15 protein-coding genes and 1 pseudogene are annotated in these 19,786 nt (G+C 39.6%); 11 read left to right on the top strand and 5 right to left on the bottom strand.

Annotated elements, in window-relative coordinates; translation table 11 throughout:
- The first annotated feature begins 110 nt into the window (after positions 1–110).
- Positions 111–869, top strand: coding sequence for an AraC family transcriptional regulator (locus ACZ1G6_RS09510; protein ID WP_472616089.1), 759 nt, complete (start codon positions 111–113; stop codon positions 867–869).
- A 6-nt stretch (positions 870–875) separates the two neighbouring features.
- On the opposite strand, the gene ACZ1G6_RS09505 is transcribed toward ACZ1G6_RS09510, so the two are convergent.
- The 4 genes from ACZ1G6_RS09505 to rlmE form a co-directional block, all read right to left on the bottom strand.
- Complete coding sequence (locus tag ACZ1G6_RS09505; RefSeq protein ID WP_472616088.1) at positions 876–2,438, bottom strand: sodium/sugar symporter; 1,563 nt, start codon at positions 2,436–2,438, stop codon at positions 876–878.
- Positions 2,439–2,802: 364 nt separating this feature from the next.
- Positions 2,803–3,525, bottom strand: coding sequence for an ATP-binding cassette domain-containing protein (locus ACZ1G6_RS09500; protein ID WP_472616087.1), 723 nt, complete (start codon positions 3,523–3,525; stop codon positions 2,803–2,805).
- 38 nt (positions 3,526–3,563) lie between these two features.
- A complete protein-coding gene (locus tag ACZ1G6_RS09495) occupies positions 3,564–4,376 on the bottom strand; it encodes an ATP-binding cassette domain-containing protein (RefSeq protein WP_472616086.1) in 813 nt (270 codons plus the stop codon).
- 268 nt (positions 4,377–4,644) lie between these two features.
- Positions 4,645–5,265 (bottom strand): 23S rRNA (uridine(2552)-2'-O)-methyltransferase RlmE, encoded by a 621-nt coding sequence (gene rlmE / locus ACZ1G6_RS09490; RefSeq protein ID WP_472616085.1) that lies wholly within the window; start codon positions 5,263–5,265, stop codon positions 4,645–4,647.
- 144 nt (positions 5,266–5,409) lie between these two features.
- Here rlmE and ACZ1G6_RS09485 point away from each other — a divergent pair, with 144 nt between their 5' ends.
- The 5 genes from ACZ1G6_RS09485 (at position 5,410) to ACZ1G6_RS09465 (ending at position 9,874) form a co-directional block, all read left to right on the top strand.
- Complete coding sequence (locus tag ACZ1G6_RS09485) at positions 5,410–6,171, top strand: TrmH family RNA methyltransferase (RefSeq protein WP_472616084.1); 762 nt, start codon at positions 5,410–5,412, stop codon at positions 6,169–6,171.
- Positions 6,172–6,215: 44 nt separating this feature from the next.
- Complete coding sequence (locus ACZ1G6_RS09480; protein WP_472616083.1) at positions 6,216–7,289, top strand: NADH:flavin oxidoreductase; 1,074 nt, start codon at positions 6,216–6,218, stop codon at positions 7,287–7,289.
- Between the two features lie 77 nt (positions 7,290–7,366).
- Positions 7,367–7,828: a crotonase/enoyl-CoA hydratase family protein gene (locus ACZ1G6_RS09475; RefSeq protein ID WP_472616082.1), complete on the top strand. Its 462-nt coding sequence runs from the start codon at positions 7,367–7,369 to the stop codon at positions 7,826–7,828.
- On the top strand, positions 7,809–8,069 hold the full coding sequence (locus ACZ1G6_RS09470; protein ID WP_472616081.1) for a hypothetical protein: 261 nt from the start codon (positions 7,809–7,811) through the stop codon (positions 8,067–8,069). The genes ACZ1G6_RS09475 and ACZ1G6_RS09470 overlap by 20 nt, the downstream gene beginning before the upstream one ends.
- A 212-nt stretch (positions 8,070–8,281) precedes the next feature.
- Positions 8,282–9,874, top strand: coding sequence for a methyl-accepting chemotaxis protein (locus tag ACZ1G6_RS09465; RefSeq protein WP_472616080.1), 1,593 nt, complete (start codon positions 8,282–8,284; stop codon positions 9,872–9,874).
- A 67-nt stretch (positions 9,875–9,941) separates the two neighbouring features.
- Here the strand turns inward: ACZ1G6_RS09465 and ACZ1G6_RS09460 are convergent, their stop codons facing one another.
- Positions 9,942–11,207 (bottom strand): serine hydrolase domain-containing protein, encoded by a 1,266-nt coding sequence (locus ACZ1G6_RS09460; protein ID WP_472618965.1) that lies wholly within the window; start codon positions 11,205–11,207, stop codon positions 9,942–9,944.
- Positions 11,208–11,556: 349 nt separating this feature from the next.
- Here ACZ1G6_RS09460 and nirB point away from each other — a divergent pair.
- The 5 genes and pseudogenes from nirB to ACZ1G6_RS09435 all read left to right on the top strand — a co-directional run bounded on the left by nirB (position 11,557) and on the right by ACZ1G6_RS09435 (position 19,530).
- Positions 11,557–14,149, top strand: a pseudogene (gene nirB, locus ACZ1G6_RS09455) (nitrite reductase large subunit NirB).
- Positions 14,150–14,159: 10 nt separating this feature from the next.
- On the top strand, positions 14,160–14,609 hold the full coding sequence (nirD, locus tag ACZ1G6_RS09450; RefSeq protein WP_472616079.1) for a nitrite reductase small subunit NirD: 450 nt from the start codon (positions 14,160–14,162) through the stop codon (positions 14,607–14,609).
- Between the two features lie 13 nt (positions 14,610–14,622).
- Positions 14,623–17,541 carry a nitrate reductase gene (locus tag ACZ1G6_RS09445; protein ID WP_472616078.1) on the top strand — a complete coding sequence of 973 codons (2,919 nt, stop codon included), beginning with the start codon at positions 14,623–14,625 and terminating at the stop codon, positions 17,539–17,541.
- A complete protein-coding gene (cobA, locus tag ACZ1G6_RS09440; protein WP_472616077.1) occupies positions 17,538–18,416 on the top strand; it encodes a uroporphyrinogen-III C-methyltransferase in 879 nt (292 codons plus the stop codon). The genes ACZ1G6_RS09445 and cobA overlap by 4 nt, the downstream gene beginning before the upstream one ends.
- Positions 18,417–18,423: 7 nt before the next feature.
- Positions 18,424–19,530, top strand: a complete 1,107-nt coding sequence (locus ACZ1G6_RS09435; RefSeq protein ID WP_472616076.1) for a glycosyl transferase family protein — start codon at positions 18,424–18,426, stop codon at positions 19,528–19,530.
- The last annotated feature ends 256 nt before the right edge of the window (positions 19,531–19,786 follow it).

Raw genomic sequence — 19,786 nt, 5'->3', positions numbered from 1 at the left:
AACTATTATTGGGTAAATTGCTTCCTTTTGTTAGTGTAAATTCGGTTTTTGCTATGATAAAATCAGCGCCAAGGTGGCTTGTGATATTTAGTAAGCAATGAGGATAGTCAATGCAAAGTGTTGAAAACCATGCTGATGTAGATGTCTTGTTGTCGGAAATAGGGGCGCATGAAATCATCAAAATGTTTGATCTTTTACCCAATACCTTATTTTGGATTAAAGACTTAGAATCAAAGTTTTTACATGTGAACCAAAAGTTTATTGACCATACGGGCTTGTCGCGGCAACGTTTAATTGGATCTGATGACTTTACCATTTCACCTCCACACATTGCCCGCCAATTTATCATGGATGATCAAAAAGTCATGAAGGGAGAATTGGTGTCCGACAGACTTGAAATTAACCACTTGGGAAATGGTGAATTTGGTTGGTTTTCAACGTCTAAGCGTCCCATTAAGAATCGTCAAAACGAGTTGGTCGGAAGCTATGGCTTTAGTTATTACCTTGACCAATCAGCCCAAAGCCTTTCAAGAATAGAACCTGTGCGTGTGCCCGTTGACTATATTCGAAAAAATTATGCTCAAGCAATTACCATTGAGCAGTTGGCTGAATTGGCATGTTTATCAATTAGTGCGCTTGAGCGGAGATTCAAGCGGCATTTGGGTAAAACCCCTAATCAATTCATCAATAAGATACGCCTAGAAAACGCTAGACGTTTACTCATTGAGACAAATTTGCCAATATTAGAAGTGGCCTATGAGTGCGGTTATACCGAGCACAGTTACTTCAGTAAGCAGTTTAAATCGCAGTTTGGTTTAATGCCTTCAGCATTAAGGGAGCAATATGCCCCCAAACAAAAAGATCTTTAATTACTATTACCACCATACGGTGTAAAGTGCCGCTAGTATAATAACACAACAGCATGAAGCGATATTAAACCCCGAATTAGTCTTAAAACTCACTGGTTGCTTAGTGGTAGTATCGGTGCTTTCAGGACTAGCTTTTAAATGCGACACGATCAAACTTAAGGCAAGGCACATCAAAAAGACAAAACTCACTCTGTCCATAAATGGCAAGCTAGGCCAAAGCTGATAAAAACCAAACGAAAACACTGCCGAACCAATCGCTGCGGCGAGCGCACCATTTGAAGTGGTTTTTTTGTAGAACATCCCAGTTAGAAAAATCACCACGATTCCTGGCGTAAAGAAAGCCGTAAATTCTTGAATGTATTGAAAGGCTTGGTCAAACTTACCTAACAAAGGCTGGGCTGTGAAAAGCGCTAATAATAATGCAGTAACCGTTGTTATTCTGCCTGTGATCAAATAATGGCGTTCGCTTTTTGCCGGACTAAAATGCTTATAGATATCCATTGTAAAAATGGTTGCAATACTGTTAGTCATAGAGGCTAATGACGATACTATCGCTGCGACTAATGCAGCGAATACTAGACCTTTAATGCCAACGGGCATAAGACTCATCATGGTTGGATAAGCTTGATCAGGCGCTGAAAGCGTGGGGTACAGATAAACCGCTGCAATGCTAGGAAGTACCACAATGATAGGCATTAATAATTTCAAATATGCAGCAAACGCGATCCCTTTTTGGGCTTCTTGCAGGCTTTGTGCTGCTAAGGCTCTTTGAATAATGTATTGATTAAAACCCCAGTAACTTAGGTTCATGATCCACAAGCCGCCAATTAATACTGATATTACAGGCAAGCTTGAATAATGTTCGTTTTCACGACTAAGGATCATATCGAAATGAGTAGGGACCTCTTGTGTTAGTATGACAAAGCCTTTTACAAATCCTTCGCCACCAGACACTTGGTTTAAGGCGAGATAACTTAAAAATAAACCGCCAAATACCAACAAGACAACTTGCAAAATATCGGTGTATGCCACAGCCTTTAGTCCACCATACAAAGAGTAGGCGAGTGAAAAGAGCGCAAGGAATATCATGCCAGTTAACCAATCAATACCAGTGACCGTTTCAATCGCTAAACCCCCAAGCCACAACACGGCGGTAAGATTTACGAATATATAGACGCCCAACCAAAAAGTGGCTAAGGTAATTTTGACTCGAGTATCATAGCGTTGTTGAAGATACTGCGGCATTGTGTAAATGTTATTTTTTAAAAATATTGGTAAGAGGTATTTACCAACAATTAACAAGCTTAACGCTGCCATCCACTCATATGAAGCAATTGCTAGACCCAAGGCATATCCTGACCCTGACATACCAATAATTTGTTCAGCAGAGATATTAGATGCAATGAGTGATGCGCCAAGCGCCCACCAAGGTAAAGATTTACCTGCTAAAAAATAGTCTTTGGTATCTCGTTCATGTGTTTTTTCAACCCTTGATACCCAAAGTGCAATCGAAATTAGCGCAATTACATAGACGATAAACACGCCTATATCTATTTTATGTAGCAACATATCTTTCTCTCTTATTTTTGTAGTGTGTTTACTGGTGTTGTGAAAAGTTGATTGTAAAAAACATAAAACTTGCCCGAATGAAGAAACGATTGGAAGTGTCAATTTGACTTAAAAATACTGCCGATAATTGATTAATCGTTGAGGGTAATTTGAAAAAATAAGTATGTCGTTTTTAGCATCTTTTTTTAAAATAACACGTTTACAAAAAATGTTAATGGTTTTATTTGATAAATATTTTTAGGGGAAAACGACATGATAGCCCCTAAAAATATAAGTGATTATGTGCGCAAATTATATGTGTAAATAAGCTATATTTTATTGAACTCTTTAGATTTAAAAATAAATAAAAACAATAACTTGAATATTATATTTGCATTTTGAATTCTTTGTTAATTCCGACATCGCTGATAAAAAATTCATCATGACTGACTAGTAAAAATGCACCTTGATATGAGCGTAAAGTTTGCGCCAAAAGATTTTTTGATTCGATGTCTAGATGATTATCCGGTTCGTCTAACAAGAGCAAAGCCCCGGTTTTTTGATGGTTAATCATCAGAATTGCAAGCTTCATTTTTTCACCCCCACTTAAGTGTTTAGCACACAAAAATACGCGCTCTTTTGCGAAGCCTATTTTTGCTAACAAGGTTCTTGCATTGCTACTTGTTAGGCTTTTGCAACAATCAAGTAAGTTGTCGAGTGTAGATTTAGAATTATCGATATTACTAAAGTGTTGGTCTAAATACACGGTTTTGAGATTTTTGCTCATACTGCCTGATATTAAGGGGAATTGACCATGCATAGTTTTTAATAAAGTCGATTTTCCACTACCATTTTTTCCTGTCACATGAATATAGTCGTTTGTAAACACTTGCAAAGAAAAAGAAGCTGATGGCCCGTACTTAAGCACCGCATCACTCATATTAAATATGCTTGTTTGTTTGTGCTGAGTATCATCAATACTAAATTGATGGCAAACTTCTTGGGTCTTTTGTTTATTCAAATGCTCAACTTTTTCAGTAAGTAATGCTTCTTTAGTAGTTTGATGACGTTTTTTACCTTGTAAAGTCGCACTTGCTCTATTTTTCATCGCGCCGAGTATGACCTTCGCTTGGCTTCCTGATTTAGCTAAGCGTTTACCTTGCCCTGCTTTTTTTCAGCTTTTTCATGTTGTTTTTGTTCTTGCTGCTTTAGCTGTGATTGTTGTTTTTTGACTGAATTAATGCGCCGCTCAATTGCTTCTTGTTCGGTACGTTTTTGTCTAATGTAGTGTTGATAGTTACCACCAAAGACAGCTACTGCAGACTTACTTAACTCCCATATTTCTTGCATTCTATTTAGCAGTGCTCGGTCATGACTCACCAGCACAATATGGCCTTCAAATGCATCAATTTGAGTTTGCAACCAAGCTCTAGCATTAGCGTCTAAATGGTTAGATGGTTCATCCAAAATCAATATTGGTGGGTTTTGATCAAATGCATGCCATAGCCTCAATATGTTAAGTTGTCCGCCACTTAAGTTTGAGCAAGGGTAATGCAGGTTAAAAGGTAAATCTAAATCTTTCATTATTGCGCTGTATTTTTGGGGAATGTCCCACTGTTCATTGACTACATCAAATTTGTCGCTTGAGCAATCACCCTGCTCAATATCACTAATCGCAGCAATAATTTTATCTATGCCCAAAAATTGGGCGATAGTTAGTGAACAAACCTCATCGTTATTATGGTGTTGCGTCACAAGACACACTTCATCGTTAACGCAAATAACCCCCTCACTGGCGTTTATCGTTTCTGCTATGATTGCGGCAAGCGTGGATTTACCACAGCCATTGCTACCCACTAGTCCAATGCGTTTTTTATGTATGGTAAACGAGATATTTTTGAATAAATACTCGCCAGTTTCAAATTGATAACTCAGTCGTTGAGCATGAATAATGGACATGATTTTTGTCCTGTGATGCAGGAAAATAAAACAATCAAAGAACGGATATACAAAATACTATCAGCGATAGATATTGATAATATTAAACGATATTAGAAATGTCGCATTCATGACATGTTTTACTAAACTGCATAGCCAAATTTATAAGTTAAATTAGGTAACAGGTTTAGTTATTCATGACATCAACGCTCCGTGGAATTTAGTGGAATAAGTATGACATAAAAAAACAGATGGTCAAATGATGTTAATCAGTACGCTAATACGAAAATTATCCTTTAAAGCCGCTTGCAACAATATAGACCTCTCTAGAGCGAGGTCTAGAAGCTGCAGGTTTTCGAATAATCACTTTATTAAAAGACTGCCTTACGTCTTTTATATAATCTTCATAGCCAACACCTTGGAATACTTTTACACACATTTTGCCATTCGTTTTAAGTACATTTCTAGCCATATCTAAGGCTAATTCAACTAAATACATAGAAGAGTATTGGTCAGTTGTGTTGACTCCGCTCATGTTAGGTGCCATATCAGACAAAACAGTATCAACCTGTTTCCCATCTAACGCTTCTAATATTTGGTGATAAACCGATTCTTCGGTAAAGTCGCCTTTAATAAAGGTTGCACCAGCGATACCGTCCATATCTAAAATGTCAGAGGAAATTAAGGTGCCTTTGTCGCCAACAACAGGCGCAACGATTTGTGACCAACCACCCGGTGCAGATCCAAGGTCCATCACTACTTGTGAAGGTGCATAAAGCTTATCTTTTTCGTTGATTTCAATTAGCTTATAGCTAGCACGAGAACGATAGCCATCCGCTTTTGCTTTTTTGACGTAGGGGTCATTGACGTGTTCGTCGAGCCATTTTTTACTTGTTTTTGAGCGCGCCATAAGCAATTAAGTCTTGTATATACAAAGTAGTGATATTGTATATTCGATAAGCTTCTAATCCAAGATTTAAGTCCATATAAACTGACTTAAACTACTTTTGAGAGTACACTTTGTCGGGATTTAATTTGGCGGTGAAATATAAACATGAAGTTCGATGATGTAAAAAAACTAAAGCAAAAAAAGTATCGAAATCAATTTGACTGTTTTTTGGTGGAAGGTGAGCATTTGGTGCTTGAATTACAAAAGTTTATCGCCAGCTCCGCTACTATAAACCGTATCGATATTTATGTTACTAGTGAACACGAAACATGGGCTAGAGGTCTGCATCCTGTATTCACAGTCAATGTGATAACTTCAAAACAAATGAGTGAAATAAGTGACACAAAAAGTCCTCAAGGTATTGTGGCTGTTGTTCCATTTTTAACTAATCAGCGCACTGATGAGCATAATACACACATCAAAAGTGAAGGCAAAACGCATAAATATGTTTACCTACATGAAATACAAGATCCAGGTAATTTAGGTACAATTTTACGGACATTGGCGTGGTTTGGCGACTTTTCGCTACTTTTAAGCCCAAATTGTGTGGACCCATATAACCCCAAAGTGGTGCGGTCGAGCATGGGAGCAATTTTTCATGTCGCAATCGAACACGCAGTAACATTAACCGATTTACACCAACGATTTTCGACCTTTGCGTATCTTGATATGCAAGGTGCTAGTATTAATCGTGATGATTTTTCATCCTATCAGTGTTATTTGTTTGGCAATGAAGCTCAAGGTGTACCTAAAGCAGCTTTAGATATGTTTGACGCACATGCATACACAATAAACGGCAGCGGTAAGATTGACTCTTTAAATGTCGCAAGTGCAGTTAATATATGCCTTTACCAACTGTCGCTCTAAAACCAATCTACTTAAACATCTTTAATTAATCAGGAACACCTTACATGCTGTATTTAAATGAACCCGTGAGCTTTAAAAATGGTGTAACCATGCCAAACCGATTTATGTTAGCGCCTTTGACAAACTCGCAAAGTTATGATGATGGTCGTTTATCACAAGATGAGTTCAATTGGTTAACTATGAGGGCTAAAGGTGGATTTGGTATGACAATGACATGCGCATCACATGTTCAAGCTATTGGAAAGGGCTTTGCTGGCCAACTTGGTATTTTTGATGACATACACAAAGAGGGTCTCATACGCCTAGCATCGGCTATAAAGTCGTATGGAAGCCTTGCGATTATTCAACTTCATCATGCAGGTATGCGTTCACCTGCAGATCAAATAGACGGACAAGCTTTGTGCCCATCTGATATAGAAAAACATAATGCGCGTGGATTAAGTTTGCAGGAAGTAGAGCAATTGCGTGATGACTTTATTAACGCGGCTATTCGGGCGAAACAAAGCGGCTATGATGGGGCAGAGGTACATGGCGCTCATGGCTATATTGTTGCACAGTTTTTAAGCAGTGAGATCAACCAACGAACGGATAAATACGGCGGCTCTTTGGAAAATAGAGCGCGTTTGCTATTTGAAATTTTAAAAGGAATTAGAACAGCCTGCGGCCCGCAATTTTTATTAGGGGTGCGCTTATCCCCTGAACGCTTTGGTATGCTATTAAGTGAAATTAAAACACTAAGTCAAATACTGATAGATGAACATGATATAGACTTTTTGGATTTGTCATTGTGGGATGTATTTAAACAAGCTAATGAACCAGAACATCAGAATATGACTCTATTAGAGCATTGCACTCAATTAAATTTAAAAGACGTGAAACTGACAGTGGCAGGCAAGATTAACAGTGCGGCCGATGTAAAAACGGTGCTGGGTGCAGGGGTAGATTTTGTCACAATTGGCAGAGCGGGTATCCTACATCATGACTTTCCTCGTCGAGTTATCGAAAATCCCACATTTGAACCAATAGCTTTACCTGCATCAAAAGCGCATTTAGCGCAAGAAGGTTTAAGTGATACCTTCATCGAGTATATGTCGCGCTGGGATGGGTTTGTAGCTTGATGCTATGAATTGATTATTGTCGCTGAAACTGACTATACTAAGCATTAATAAAAAGCATAAATAAGACAGGAAATACTATGACAGATTTGGTCACATACACCTTAGAAGATAACATTGCGACTATTGCAATGGACGACGGCAAAGCTAATGTGCTATCAACAAACATGATAGCTGAGTTAAACAAAGCCTTTGATCAAGCACAAGCAGATAACGCAATTGTTATTTTAACTGGCAGAGACGGCGTGTTTTCTGGTGGATTCAATCTAAAAGAAATGCAAAACAGCCCTCAAGATGCTTTAGTACTTACTTCCAAAGGGTCAAAATTAGCGCGAAGAATACTAGCATTTCCTACGCCGGTAATCGCCTTGTCAACTGGTCACACAATCGCAATGGGAGCCTTTTTGATGTTGGCATGTGATTATAGAATGATTGCTCAAGGCGATTATAAAGTTGGACTAAATGAAACCCTAATTGGCATGACCATGCATAATTTTGGTATTGAATTAGCGCGCTTGCGCCTTGGCAAAAAATTATTTTAATCGATGCGTGATAAATGCCGAAATCTTCGCGCCAGAAGCGGCAATAGAGGCTGGTTTCTTCGATCGACTTGTACCACAAGAGCAGATGTCCGTTGCTGGTAATATGGCGGGTAAATTATTTTCACAACTTGACATGACGGCTTTTAGAAACACAAAGCTTCGTTCCAGAAAAGGGGATTTTGCTATACTTGATCAAGCAATTGAAGATGATTTAGATCCAAATAAAGTCCACGCAGTTTAATTTCCTACCCTAGGGACGCGCCCCTGTGCGTCCTCTTTTTTAAAAAATAAAACTTCTTTTATTTCAAGCATGTGCTGTTTTTATCTAAATTAGCATGAGAAAAATTTAACTTTAGTCGATAACTCAATGAATACGACACAAACTGTAAAGAGTCGTTAACGCAAACCCAAGTTTAACGATCTAATACGATAACCCTCGCTCGGAGTTCTCAAATGACTAATTGGTCAGTCCAAAAAAGATTTACATACTTATTGTCTAGCTTAATTTTTATTTTGGTAATTAACATCATCGGTATGATTACTATCTCAAAAACGGGCTATTTTACTTTTTTGGAAAGACAGCATTTAATCGGAGTTGAAACAGTAAAACGCAATATAGAAAAAATTAACGCCAGTGGTGATCAAGATATCAAGCTATTTATTGACAATAATAGTGGCGATATTCGAAAGCAAGGTATAAAACAAGGCGTACTGTTTGCTAAAGAACAAGCTCACTTATGTCTAGATGCTGTCAATATGATTGAAGTCGCGATGTTTCGAGTCCTAGGGTTTGGAGAGGCGATTGATATATGTGAAAATGATATTAGCGTTAACGAAGACTTACTTGCGCAAATTGAGAGATTTCAACGAAACCCTACATCATCAGAAGTATTCCTCTCAACTATTGAAAGTAATCTAAATAAGCTTGATGATCATTCTCATCGCTTCTCTGCTTTAATCCCCGACATACGCGGTTTCATGACAGCGTTGATTGTGACGTTCACGATTATTTTTTCCCTAGCCTTAGCGGGTGCATTTTGGTACGTATTGCGTTCTATTCAAGCACTGCTTAGTACATTGGCAGCTGATATTCATACTGTTGAATCACAAAACAATTTGTCTTATGTTGTAAACGCAAATACTGATTGTGAAATTGGTAGCGTTAGTAAGTCCTTTCAAAGCTTGTTGCATAAGTTTGGTAACATTGTACGTAATATTCATAGCTCAAATGAAAGCCTTGAACAAGAAAGCGAACATTTAAAATCTTTGGCAGATAAATCGAATCAAACTGTTACTGCACAATTCACAATGTCAGAACAAATTTCTACTGCCATTTCGCATATGACAGAAGCGATTCAAGATGTCGCAAGTACAATTACTAAAGTTGCAAGCGATGTTGGTGAGGTGGATAACGCTGCTATTAACGGTCAAGCAGAAATCACTTCTACGATCTCATCATTAGGTTCGCTTGAGCAAGAAATCGCCGCTGCAACTCAAGTCGTCAACAGACTCGCTAGTAGCGGGGAACAAGTCAGTAACGTATTAGGGGTTATCACGCAAATTGCTGATCAAACCAATTTACTAGCACTTAACGCAGCAATTGAAGCAGCCAGAGCAGGGGAACATGGTAGAGGGTTTGCAGTGGTGTCTGATGAAGTACGCACTCTTGCAACTCGCACTCAACAATCGACGCAAGAAATTAGCAGTATCATTGCTGAATTTAAAACGGGCTCGGATGAGGCTGTACTGGCGATGGAAAAAAGCCAAGTGCAAACAAAAGAAACCATTGTTAACGCAAATGAAGCTGGAAAATCCCTTAGTGCCATTGCATCGCTTTCTGGCAATATTAACGACCATGCTAATCAAGTAGCAGTCGCTGCAGATGAGCAAACGCAAGTACTTGGAGATATAAACAGTAATGTTGCTGACTTGGCAAGTAACGCGAAAACGGCAAAAGATATTGCACAAGATACGCACAATGTTGCACTAACGGTAGGCCAAAACGTTGATAAGATGAGCGAAATGGTGAGCGAGATAAAAGCGTAAACATGCTTGGTGTGTTTACGTTTTAAAAATTCACGCAACCCATAAGAATATAGGTTGCGCGCTTTATTTAATCAACAATAGCTTGATAGGCCGTATTTCTAAAGTCATCTACATAGCCATGAAAACCTGACGGGATAAATTGAGTATAGCTAATCAGAATTAAGTTTTCTGATGGGTCGATTCTGAAGTAGGTTGAAGCTGCGCCACCCCAACCGTAACTACCTGTAGAGTCCATAAATGGCACCAAGTTTTCATCTACAGTTACAGACATTGCAAGTCCATGTCCTTCCCCTGGGGCATTTGGACTAAAAGGAATAAGCGAGTCAGCTAAATGATTTGACGTCATATATTCAACCGTTTTGCGTCCTAATATACGCTGACCGTTTAACTCTCCTTTGTTAAGCAACATTTGGGTAAACTTGAAATAATCATGAATAGTTGAAGTAAGACCACCACCACCATTGTGAACGTCAGGATCACTTAAGAAGTCGCCTAATGGCTCTTGATCAAGTGGAATCGTTTGACCTTGCTCACCAGCACCATAAACTTGCGTAAATCTAGAGATGTTTTCAGGTTTTACATAAAACCCAGTATCTGCCATGTTAAGTGGGTCAAATATGACCTCTTGCATATACTCTCCTAGTTTTTGGCCTGTAATACGCTCTACCAAAAAGCCAATAACATCGGTGTTAACCCCATAATGCCATTTAATGCCGGGTTGATGGTTTAGCGGTAATTTAGCCAGCTCGTTTAATACTTCGTCTGCTTTTACTTTACCTAGGCCAATTGGTGATGCCCGGTATAGATTGTCAACTTCGCTGCCGGTGAAGCCATATGAAAATCCAGCAGTATGCATAAACAAATCGATAATACGAATAGGATATTTTGCGTCTTCAAGTACCATATTTTCGCCTTTACCACTAACGTACACCTTGAGGTTGCTCAGCTCGGGTAAATATTTATCGATCGGATCGTTCATGTGAAACTTTCCTTGTTCCCAAAGCGTTAGTGCCGCCACAGCCGTAATGGGTTTAGTCATCGAATAAATACGAAAAATACTATCTTTTTGCATAGGAATATTTTGTTCACGGTCTTGCATCCCGTTGACATATGTATGCACAATTTCGCCATTTCGTGCAACTAAACTAATAGTGCCTGCCAGTTTACCTTGGGTAACGTACTCATCCATAACCGAATTTATACGCGTTAGGCGCTCAGTATCAAGCCCTTGTGTGATATTGACTTGCGCAGCTAATTTAGTTTGCTCATAAGTTGTCGTTGCATTGCATGCAATCGTTACGCTAAGTAACAATGAAATGAAGAGTGGCTTCATCATGGTGCTGTCTCCTTTTGTTATTATTTTTAGTCTACTGCGTATATCTTTGTCTGAATAGTCTAACACTATCAGGATTATTGATAGATATAACTAAATTAGTGCAAAGGTGCTTTGTATTAGTGCAATCTTGCTTCACTTTAAAGGCTTGATAATTGTTAAGTTGTTGTTTATTAACAAGTAATTTTATTGGCATCGAAATTGTATAGTGTATAAGCATAGTGGACGTGTAAAGCACGGCCCTCACAATTTAATTACCGTCAGCATTGTGTGCATGAAGGCGGTGGCAAAGACGCCCACAGTAACTTGCTTACTGTGGGTTTTTTTTATGCATGAAAAGGTGCTTGATATGAGACATGGTGAGATTAATTTATTGCAAGCAAGTCAAATACTAATTATTGGAAATGGAATGGTTGGTCATCATTTTGTTGAGCAATTAAGAGCGCTGGATACAAATTGCAGCATTACTGTGTTGTCGGGTGAATCTCGTCTTGCGTATGACCGTGTTCATCTTTCAGAGTACTTTTCGGGTAAAACAGCAGATGACTTGGCATTGACCACACAATCTCACTATGATGAATTAAACGTCCAGTGTCACGTGAATGCTTGGGTGACCGACATTGATACAACACAAAAAGTAGTGACTACTCAAGATGGGCGGCAGTTTACCTATGACAAACTCGTATTAGCCACTGGTTCATATCCTTTTGTGCCTCCGATTCCGGGTAATGAGCAAGAACATTGCTTGGTCTATCGCACTATTGATGATTTAGAAGCCATTGAGGCATCAGCTAAGGTAAGCAAAGTAGGGGTTGTAGTAGGCGGAGGCTTACTTGGATTAGAAGCAGCCAATGCGTTGAAAGAATCAGGCTTGAAAACGCATGTTGTAGAGTTTGCACCACAACTAATGGCGGTCCAAGTGGATGAAAGAGGCGGCGATTTACTTAAAGATAAAATCACCGACTTAGGAGTAGAAGTCCACACTCAAAAAGCAACTCAAGTCATTGAGCTAGGTGACACTAGTCGCTATAAGATGTGCTTTGCAGACGGCACATTTCTTGAAACAGATCTCATTTTGTTCTCGGCGGGAATTCGTCCTAGTGACCAATTGGCTCGCAGCTTTGGTTTGATGGTAGGAGAACGCGGAGGCATTGTAGTTGATGACTTCTGTATTACATCGGATTCTAATATTTATGCTATCGGCGAATGTGCATTATGGGAACAAAAAATATTTGGTTTAGTTGCACACAGGCTACAGCATGGCAAGAACAGCGGCCAGCCATATCGTGTTTGGTGGTTCGGATAGCACTCCTGAATTTACAGGGGCAGATATGAGCACTAAATTAAAACTGATGGGTGTTGAGGTCGGGTCCATCGGTGATGCTCATGGGCGCACTAAGTTTGCTCAAAGCTATACCTATGAAAATCAACCTGATGGTGTTTATAAAAAAATTGTGGTTGATAAAGATAATCAAAGACTGCTAGGTGCAGTGTTGGTGGGCGACACATCTGACTATGACACTTTGCTTCAATATTCACTCAATGTTATCGAGCTTCCTGAATTTCCTGAAACTCTAATACTTCCCACTAATAATGACTCAGCACCCGCTTTGGGGGCTGATGCATTGCCAATGAGTGCGACGGTATGCTCATGTCACAACGTATCTAAAAGCGATATTATTGAAGCAATTGATGCAGGAGAGAGTTCATTAGGCGCGATAAAATCGTGTACAAAAGCAAGTAGCGGGTGTGGAGGATGCGCCGCATTATTAAAAAATGTAGTGGATAGTGAGCTTGAAAAACGAGGAGTAGAGGTTAAAAAAGATATTTGCGAACATTTCGCTTATTCTCGACAAGCCTTATTTAACATTGTACAGGTTACTCAGATAAAAGACTTTGAAACCTTGCTAGCTTCACATGGCAATGGCTTAGGTTGCGAAATATGTAAACCGGCTGTTGCCTCTATTTTAGCCTCTGTTCACAACGAGTTCATTTTAGATCCTAAACATATTGGCTTGCAGGATACAAATGATGTGTATCTTGGCAATATGCAAAAAGATGGTACATATTCCGTTGTCCCTCGTGTAGCAGGTGGCGAAATAAGCCCCGATAAACTCATTTTGTTAGGACAAGTAGCCAAGCAATATTCTTTGTATACCAAAATCACTGGTGGCCAAAGAATTGATTTGTTCGGAGCGCGTGTCGAGCAACTCCCCGATATTTGGCAGGCGCTAGTTGAAGGAGGCTTTGAGACTGGTCATGCCTATGCAAAAGCCTTGCGCACCGTGAAATCTTGCGTAGGAGATACTTGGTGTCGTTATGGTGTGCAAGACTCTGTCAGCTTAGCCATTGAGTTAGAAAATAGATACAAGGGTCTAAGGGCGCCCCACAAAATCAAGTTTGCTGTGTCTGGCTGTACTCGAGAGTGTGCTGAAGCACAAAGCAAAGATATTGGTGTTATCGCCACTGAGAAGGGTTGGAATCTTTATGTATGTGGTAATGGTGGCATGAAACCTCGACATGGCGATTTATTTGCGACCGATTTATCAAGTGAGTTACTCATTAAATACATTGATAGAATTTTGTCTTTTTACGTCAAGACAGCAGATAGACTGCAAAGAACTGCGACTTGGATGGATAATTTGGACGGTGGTCTTTCGTTTTTACAAGAGGTCATCATTGATGATTCGCTGCAACTGTGTGATGAGCTTGAAAAACAGATGCTAAGGGTGATTGATAGCTATCAATGCGAGTGGAAAACAACCATCTCAAATCAAGACTCACTGAAGCGATTTAGGCAGTTTGTTAATAGTGAGGGACGCGATGAAAATATCCAGTTTGTTGAACAAAGAGGACAAATAAGACCGGCTACTGATACAGAAAAAGCACTCAAGCCTGCTTGGGATACATCCAATGATATCGATATTATCGAACTTGTATAAGGAACGGCGTATGTCTCAAGTTATATCAAATGAATCAACAGTGACTCACAGTGAACACATATCAAAATGGTTTGTTATTTGCCCAAAGAGCGATTTGCAAGACAACTCGGGTGTGTGTGCTTTATTGCCCAATTTGACGAAACAGGATGATACAAAGCGACGACAACTAGCAATATTTTATATAGCTCGACTCAATAAAGTCTATGCTGTTTCAAATTGGGATCCCATTGGTCGCGCTAACGTTATGTACAGAGGCATTATAGGCTCTATATGTGAAGAGCCTGTTATCAGTAGCCCATTATACAAGCAGCATTATTCCTTGGTGACAGGCAAATGCATAGAAGATGATGAGTTTAGCTTGTCCGTTTATGACGCGCGCATTGAAAAAGAGCAAGTTGTGTTGAATTTGAATGGATTTGACAGATTTGATGAGCAAAAATTTGATGAGCAAATAGCATAGCGCATGAAGTCTGATGAACAATAAGCCCAATATAGCCAAACGCTGCACAACTACTTGCCCATATTGCGGAGTAGGTTGTGGTGTAGAGCTTAAGCTTGATAACAGTCTTGAAGCTCAGCAAGCACTTGAAAATGCCGAAATTGCAGGTAATCCACAGCATCCGGCTAATTTTGGTCAGCTATGTATAAAAGGAAGTAACTTACTCGACACCTTTAATCATCAAGGAAGATTGCTTGAGCCGCAAATCAATGGCAGCAAGGTAAGTTGGGATCGTGCAACTGACGTTATCGCACAAAAAATGCAGTCATGTATTGACCAGTATGGCAAAGATTCGCTTGCATTTTATGTATCTGGGCAACTTTTGACTGAAGACTATTACATTGCCAATAAACTGATGAAAGGCTTCATTGGTTCAGCCAATATTGATACTAATTCACGACTATGCATGTCTTCAGCCGTTGCGGCCTATAAACGCGCATTTGGCGAAGATCTTGTACCCACGTGTTATCAAGACCTTGAACACACTGACTTATTGGTCTTGATAGGCTCTAATGCTGCATGGACTCATCCTGTGTTGTTCCAACGTATGCAACGAGCAAAAGAGCTCAATCCTTCAATGAAAGTAGTATTAATAGACCCACGCCAATCAGCTACTAATCAACTAGCTGATATACATTTGGCTATTAAAGCGGGTAGCGACGCAGTTTTGTTCAATGGATTACTCAAATATATAAGTGAACAAGGACTCGATACACTTTTTATCGAATTGCATACTCAAGGATATGATGATGCTATCACCCAAGCTTCTTTATACTCTATTGAGAAGGTTGCACAAGACTGCGGCATCAGTGAAAAAGAGCTAGTGCGGTTTTATGACTTATTTGTTTGCTCGCCAACAGCAATTAGTTTTTACTCTATGGGAATTAATCAATCTAGTTCGGGAGTAGATAAAGCTAATGCAATAATAAATTGTCATTTAGCAAGCGGTAAAATCGGCCAGCGTGGATGTGGTCCGTTTTCTATTACCGGTCAGCCTAATGCTATGGGAGGTCGAGAGGTTGGCGGCTTATCCAATATGCTGGCGGCGCACATGGATATTGATAACCCATCACATCAACAGATTGTCAGTGAGTTTTGGCAGTCTGATAGGGTTGCAACTAAGCCTGGTTTAAAGGCAGTTGATTTGTTTGATGCAATAGACAAAGGGAAAGTAAAGTTTTTGTGGATAATGGGCACCAATCCACTTGTCAGCATGCCAAACCGAAGCAAAATTGAACAAGCCATGGCAAAGTGCGAAACGATCGTAGTATCGGATGTGGTGACAAGTAACGATACCTTGGCATATGCACACGTCAAACTTCCCGCAACGCCATGGGCTGAGAAAGATGGCACCGTGACTAATTCAGAACGGTGTATATCAAGGCAAAAAGCCATTGTTCCTCCGATGGGTAATGCTCGTCATGATTGGCAGATTTTATGTGAAGTAGCATCGAAACTTGGTTTCAAGCATGCATTCAATTTTGAGTCTCCTTTTCAAATATTTGCAGAGCACGCCGCGCTTAGTGCCTATAAGAACTGTCAACAAACCGGTGAGTTTCGTGCATTTAATATTGGACCGTTTAGCCAAATAAGCCAAAATGATTATGATAACTTGTTACCAATACAATGGCCGGTTTCAATTATAAATAAAAGGTTAGTTGGGACGAAACGACTATTTAGCGACAAGATCTTTGCCAGAGCGTCAGGCAAAGCTCACTTTATCCCTATTACCCCAAGGCTTCCCAAACAGTTGACTTGCTCTAAATACCCATTTGTGCTTAATACCGGCCGTTTACGTGACCATTGGCATACTATGACGCGTACCGGAAATTCACCAACACTACACCAGCATACCCAGCATGGATTCATCGCCATGAATGAACATGATGCAAGGGCCTTGAAATATGAATCAGGTGATTTGTTAAACTTGTCGTCCAAAGCAAGCAAGACCCTTGGGAAAGCTGTAATTTTGCCATTAAAAATCGATAATGGCTTAGCAAATGGAAATCTTTTTGCTCCTATACATTGGTCAAATACTTGGGCATCACATGCAAGTGTTGCCTATATGTTCAGTGATGCAAACGATCCTATATCCGGACAGCCAGAGCTAAAGCACGCCGCAATTGCAACCTCAAAGCTCAATGTAAGCAAGCAAGCCTATGTTTTAACTAAACGACCTTTGAACATGAGTCATGTAAACCGTTTGTGTGACTATTGGTATGCGGTTAAACAAGCAAACACAACCTTATATTACATGGCCTTGTTTACTGAATCTCACTCAAACGTTGATATTTCCATGCATGCTGAAAATACCACGTGGTGTCATAGCATAAGTATTGAAATCATCAAAACTATACAACAAAACCACTCTACAGCCACAAGCCACAATAATGATATTACGAGCTCAAGGACCTATTCATCTAATAGTAAATCAGTATGGCTCGGTTCTCAGGGCGATATACCTAAGGCGATGGTCATCACAACAAATGATGTGTTTGAATCGTCACAGGCACAAATAAATCAATGGCTTGATTCGCTTTTCAATGATGAGTCTTGTTCAAATGAGGATTTTGCTCATTTGTTGCGACTCTCGCCCACATCAGAGTTTCTAGAAGGGCCTGTGATATGTACCTGTCATCAGGTTAGGCAAAAAACCATTGAGCAGGCTGTTCTTGATGGCACAAAAACGGTAGTTGGCCTAGGTAATGCGCTACAGTGCGGCACTAATTGTGGCTCATGTAAAAGCGAATTGGCCCATATTATAAGTGTGATGGACAGCGATACACAATCAGATACGAATGGACAAGTATTGGCGAGTATCAACATAAATGAAAAGTCACCTACGCAGGCCATAAGTGAAGAATCAAATCGTATTGAGGTAATTAATGTATGAGTAAATTAATCAGTTTATCCAGCAAAGAGGTTTCACAAACTAAATCTCGAAAAGGCTTTGTATGGCTTGCCGGCGCGGGTACTGGGAATGTTGATTTACTGACCATAAAAGCCTACAAAGCTATATTTGTTGCCGATGTAGTACTTTATGACAATTTGGTCGATCAAACTATCATAGATCTTATCCCTACTAACACTTTGACCGAGTATGTAGGAAAACGGTGTGGTCAGCATAGTATGCAACAAGGCGATATATGTCAGCGTATTGTCTATCATGCTATGCGAGGTAAAAAAGTATTGCGTTTAAAAGGGGGAGATCCAGCTATCTTTGCTCGAACATATGAAGAGACGCATGCGCTGAGTAAAAACAATATTGACTATAATATCATTCCGGGGATTACCGCTGCATCGGGTGCATCGGCATATTCAGGTATCCCCCTTACTCAGCGCGATTGTGCGCAGTCTGTAACGCTTACCACCGCAAGCTTAAAACATCCCGAAAATGAGCCTGACTGGGCTTCTTTGGTTGATAAAAGCCATCAACAAACCTTAGTCTTTTATATGGGCTTGGGCCGCTTGGGTACTATCGCTAAACGATTAATAGAACATGGTCTTGCCCCTGATTTTCCGATCGCGATAATTGATAAGGCATGTTCTGATGAACAAACAACCATAAAAAGTACCTTAATTAACATTACAAAAATAGCCAAGGATTTACGCTTGAGAGGTCCGGCGATTATTGTTTGTGGTGAGGTGGTTAATTATCAGCAAAACGTTTATTACTTAAAAGATACTAGTGACCCATGTGATGCGATAGATATCCAAACTACTCGAATTAATGCGTATCTACGAACAGCGTTAAAAGCTAATGGGTAATATGCCAATGCAAGAATTCGCCACATATATCAAAATCATTGGCGCTGGCAAAAGAGCAGGCCGAGACTTAACTAGAGCGCAAGCATACCGGGCATTTACCTTACTACTACAAAATAAAATCAGCTTAGAGCAAAAAGGCGCTTTTTTGATGCTTCTTCGTGTTAAAGAAGAATCGATAGAAGAGTTGTGTGGTTTTGTTGAAGCGTGCAGAGAAACCTTGATTGTACCTATACCGAAAGTAGATCTTGAGGTAGACCTTGATATTGCTTGCTATGCTGGAAAAAGACGTCAACTTCCTTGGTACCTGTTATCGTGTGCATTGATGCATCAGCAGTCCTATAGCTTAATAATGCATGGTACAAGCGAGCCTCATACTACGCGCATGTATATAAAAGATGTACTGGCTAATTTAGATTTATTAGAAAAAGTATCGGCAAGTACATTAATAAACGCGAAATCAAAGATCGAAAAGTCAGGTTTTGCCTATATGGATTTATGTAGTATCCATCCGGCACTTTATGAATTAATACAGTTGCGCGAAAAGTTTGGCCTTCGTTCATGTGCCAATACCTTAGCTAGACTGCTCAATCCACTCAATGCAAGCCTATCGGTACAGGGTGTGCATCATGAACATATTGACGTTAAGCATATTAATATTGCTGCTCATCTGAATAATCAAAATGTAATTTGTTTTAGAGGGGAATCGGGAGAGCCAGAAATTAATCCTGCAAAAGATACTAATATTTTGAAGTTTGATAGTTCCAAAGCAGACAATGATACAGCCATACAGACATGGACATTTGAAGCACAACAAGCCTGGCAAATTAAACCGAAATTGTTTGACTACGGTGAAATTCTTCGCGTATGGCAAGGCTTGTCGACTAATCAATATGCTTACAATACGATTATCTTGACCACTAGCGCAATGATCATAGGAAAATGCAAAGTATCAAAAAGCGAAGCCATTGAGATGGCAATGAGTTGGTGGAATAAGCGAGACACTTCGAGACTATTTGCTTGTCAGTTACCAATAAAACTACAGGTAAAGATAGATATGAAAGGCACAGTGATTGTGCAGGTATGCACAAAAGTGAGACAAGTTAAGCATTTTTAGTTTGTATATTTTATGTTAAGTCTATGATTACTAAGAATTAAATAATTGGCACTATTGATGCAAAGACATTATTGATGCTATAGATGCAATAGGCATTGCCGAGGAAATAATAAAATCATATAGCGAATGATAGATATATAGCCCAGTAAAGTAAGCGAAAAATTCGTTCAGTAAGACACAATTTAGTTAATACAAGGTTTATATCTTGTGTTTTGGCAAAGAAGCCCGCACTAGAAGTTGATTTTTCAATTTTTAG

It is taken from the genome of Glaciecola sp. HA4-3 (assembly GCF_055693685.1).
The sequence above is the reverse complement of the archived record's forward strand: the minus strand, read 5'-3'. Positions and strand labels throughout refer to the sequence as shown.

What these genes read in the sequence shown, in the direction of transcription:
- ACZ1G6_RS09480 (WP_472616083.1), top strand. Translation starts at nt 6,216, where the DNA reads ATGCTGTATTTAAATGAACCCGTGAGCTTTAAAAATGGTGTAACCATG.
- ACZ1G6_RS09460 (WP_472618965.1), bottom strand. Translation starts at nt 11,207, where the DNA reads ATGAAGCCACTCTTCATTTCATTGTTACTTAGCGTAACGATTGCATGC.
- ACZ1G6_RS09445 (WP_472616078.1), top strand. Translation starts at nt 14,623, where the DNA reads ATGAACAATAAGCCCAATATAGCCAAACGCTGCACAACTACTTGCCCA.
- ACZ1G6_RS09505 (WP_472616088.1), bottom strand. Translation starts at nt 2,438, where the DNA reads ATGTTGCTACATAAAATAGATATAGGCGTGTTTATCGTCTATGTAATT.
- ACZ1G6_RS09495 (WP_472616086.1), bottom strand. Translation starts at nt 4,376, where the DNA reads ATGTCCATTATTCATGCTCAACGACTGAGTTATCAATTTGAAACTGGC.
- nirD (WP_472616079.1), top strand. Translation starts at nt 14,160, where the DNA reads ATGTCTCAAGTTATATCAAATGAATCAACAGTGACTCACAGTGAACAC.
- ACZ1G6_RS09435 (WP_472616076.1), top strand. Translation starts at nt 18,424, where the DNA reads ATGCAAGAATTCGCCACATATATCAAAATCATTGGCGCTGGCAAAAGA.
- ACZ1G6_RS09510 (WP_472616089.1), top strand. Translation starts at nt 111, where the DNA reads ATGCAAAGTGTTGAAAACCATGCTGATGTAGATGTCTTGTTGTCGGAA.
- ACZ1G6_RS09500 (WP_472616087.1), bottom strand. Translation starts at nt 3,525, where the DNA reads ATGAAAAATAGAGCAAGTGCGACTTTACAAGGTAAAAAACGTCATCAA.
- cobA (WP_472616077.1), top strand. Translation starts at nt 17,538, where the DNA reads ATGAGTAAATTAATCAGTTTATCCAGCAAAGAGGTTTCACAAACTAAA.
- rlmE (WP_472616085.1), bottom strand. Translation starts at nt 5,265, where the DNA reads ATGGCGCGCTCAAAAACAAGTAAAAAATGGCTCGACGAACACGTCAAT.
- ACZ1G6_RS09475 (WP_472616082.1), top strand. Translation starts at nt 7,367, where the DNA reads ATGACAGATTTGGTCACATACACCTTAGAAGATAACATTGCGACTATT.
- ACZ1G6_RS09485 (WP_472616084.1), top strand. Translation starts at nt 5,410, where the DNA reads ATGAAGTTCGATGATGTAAAAAAACTAAAGCAAAAAAAGTATCGAAAT.
- ACZ1G6_RS09465 (WP_472616080.1), top strand. Translation starts at nt 8,282, where the DNA reads ATGACTAATTGGTCAGTCCAAAAAAGATTTACATACTTATTGTCTAGC.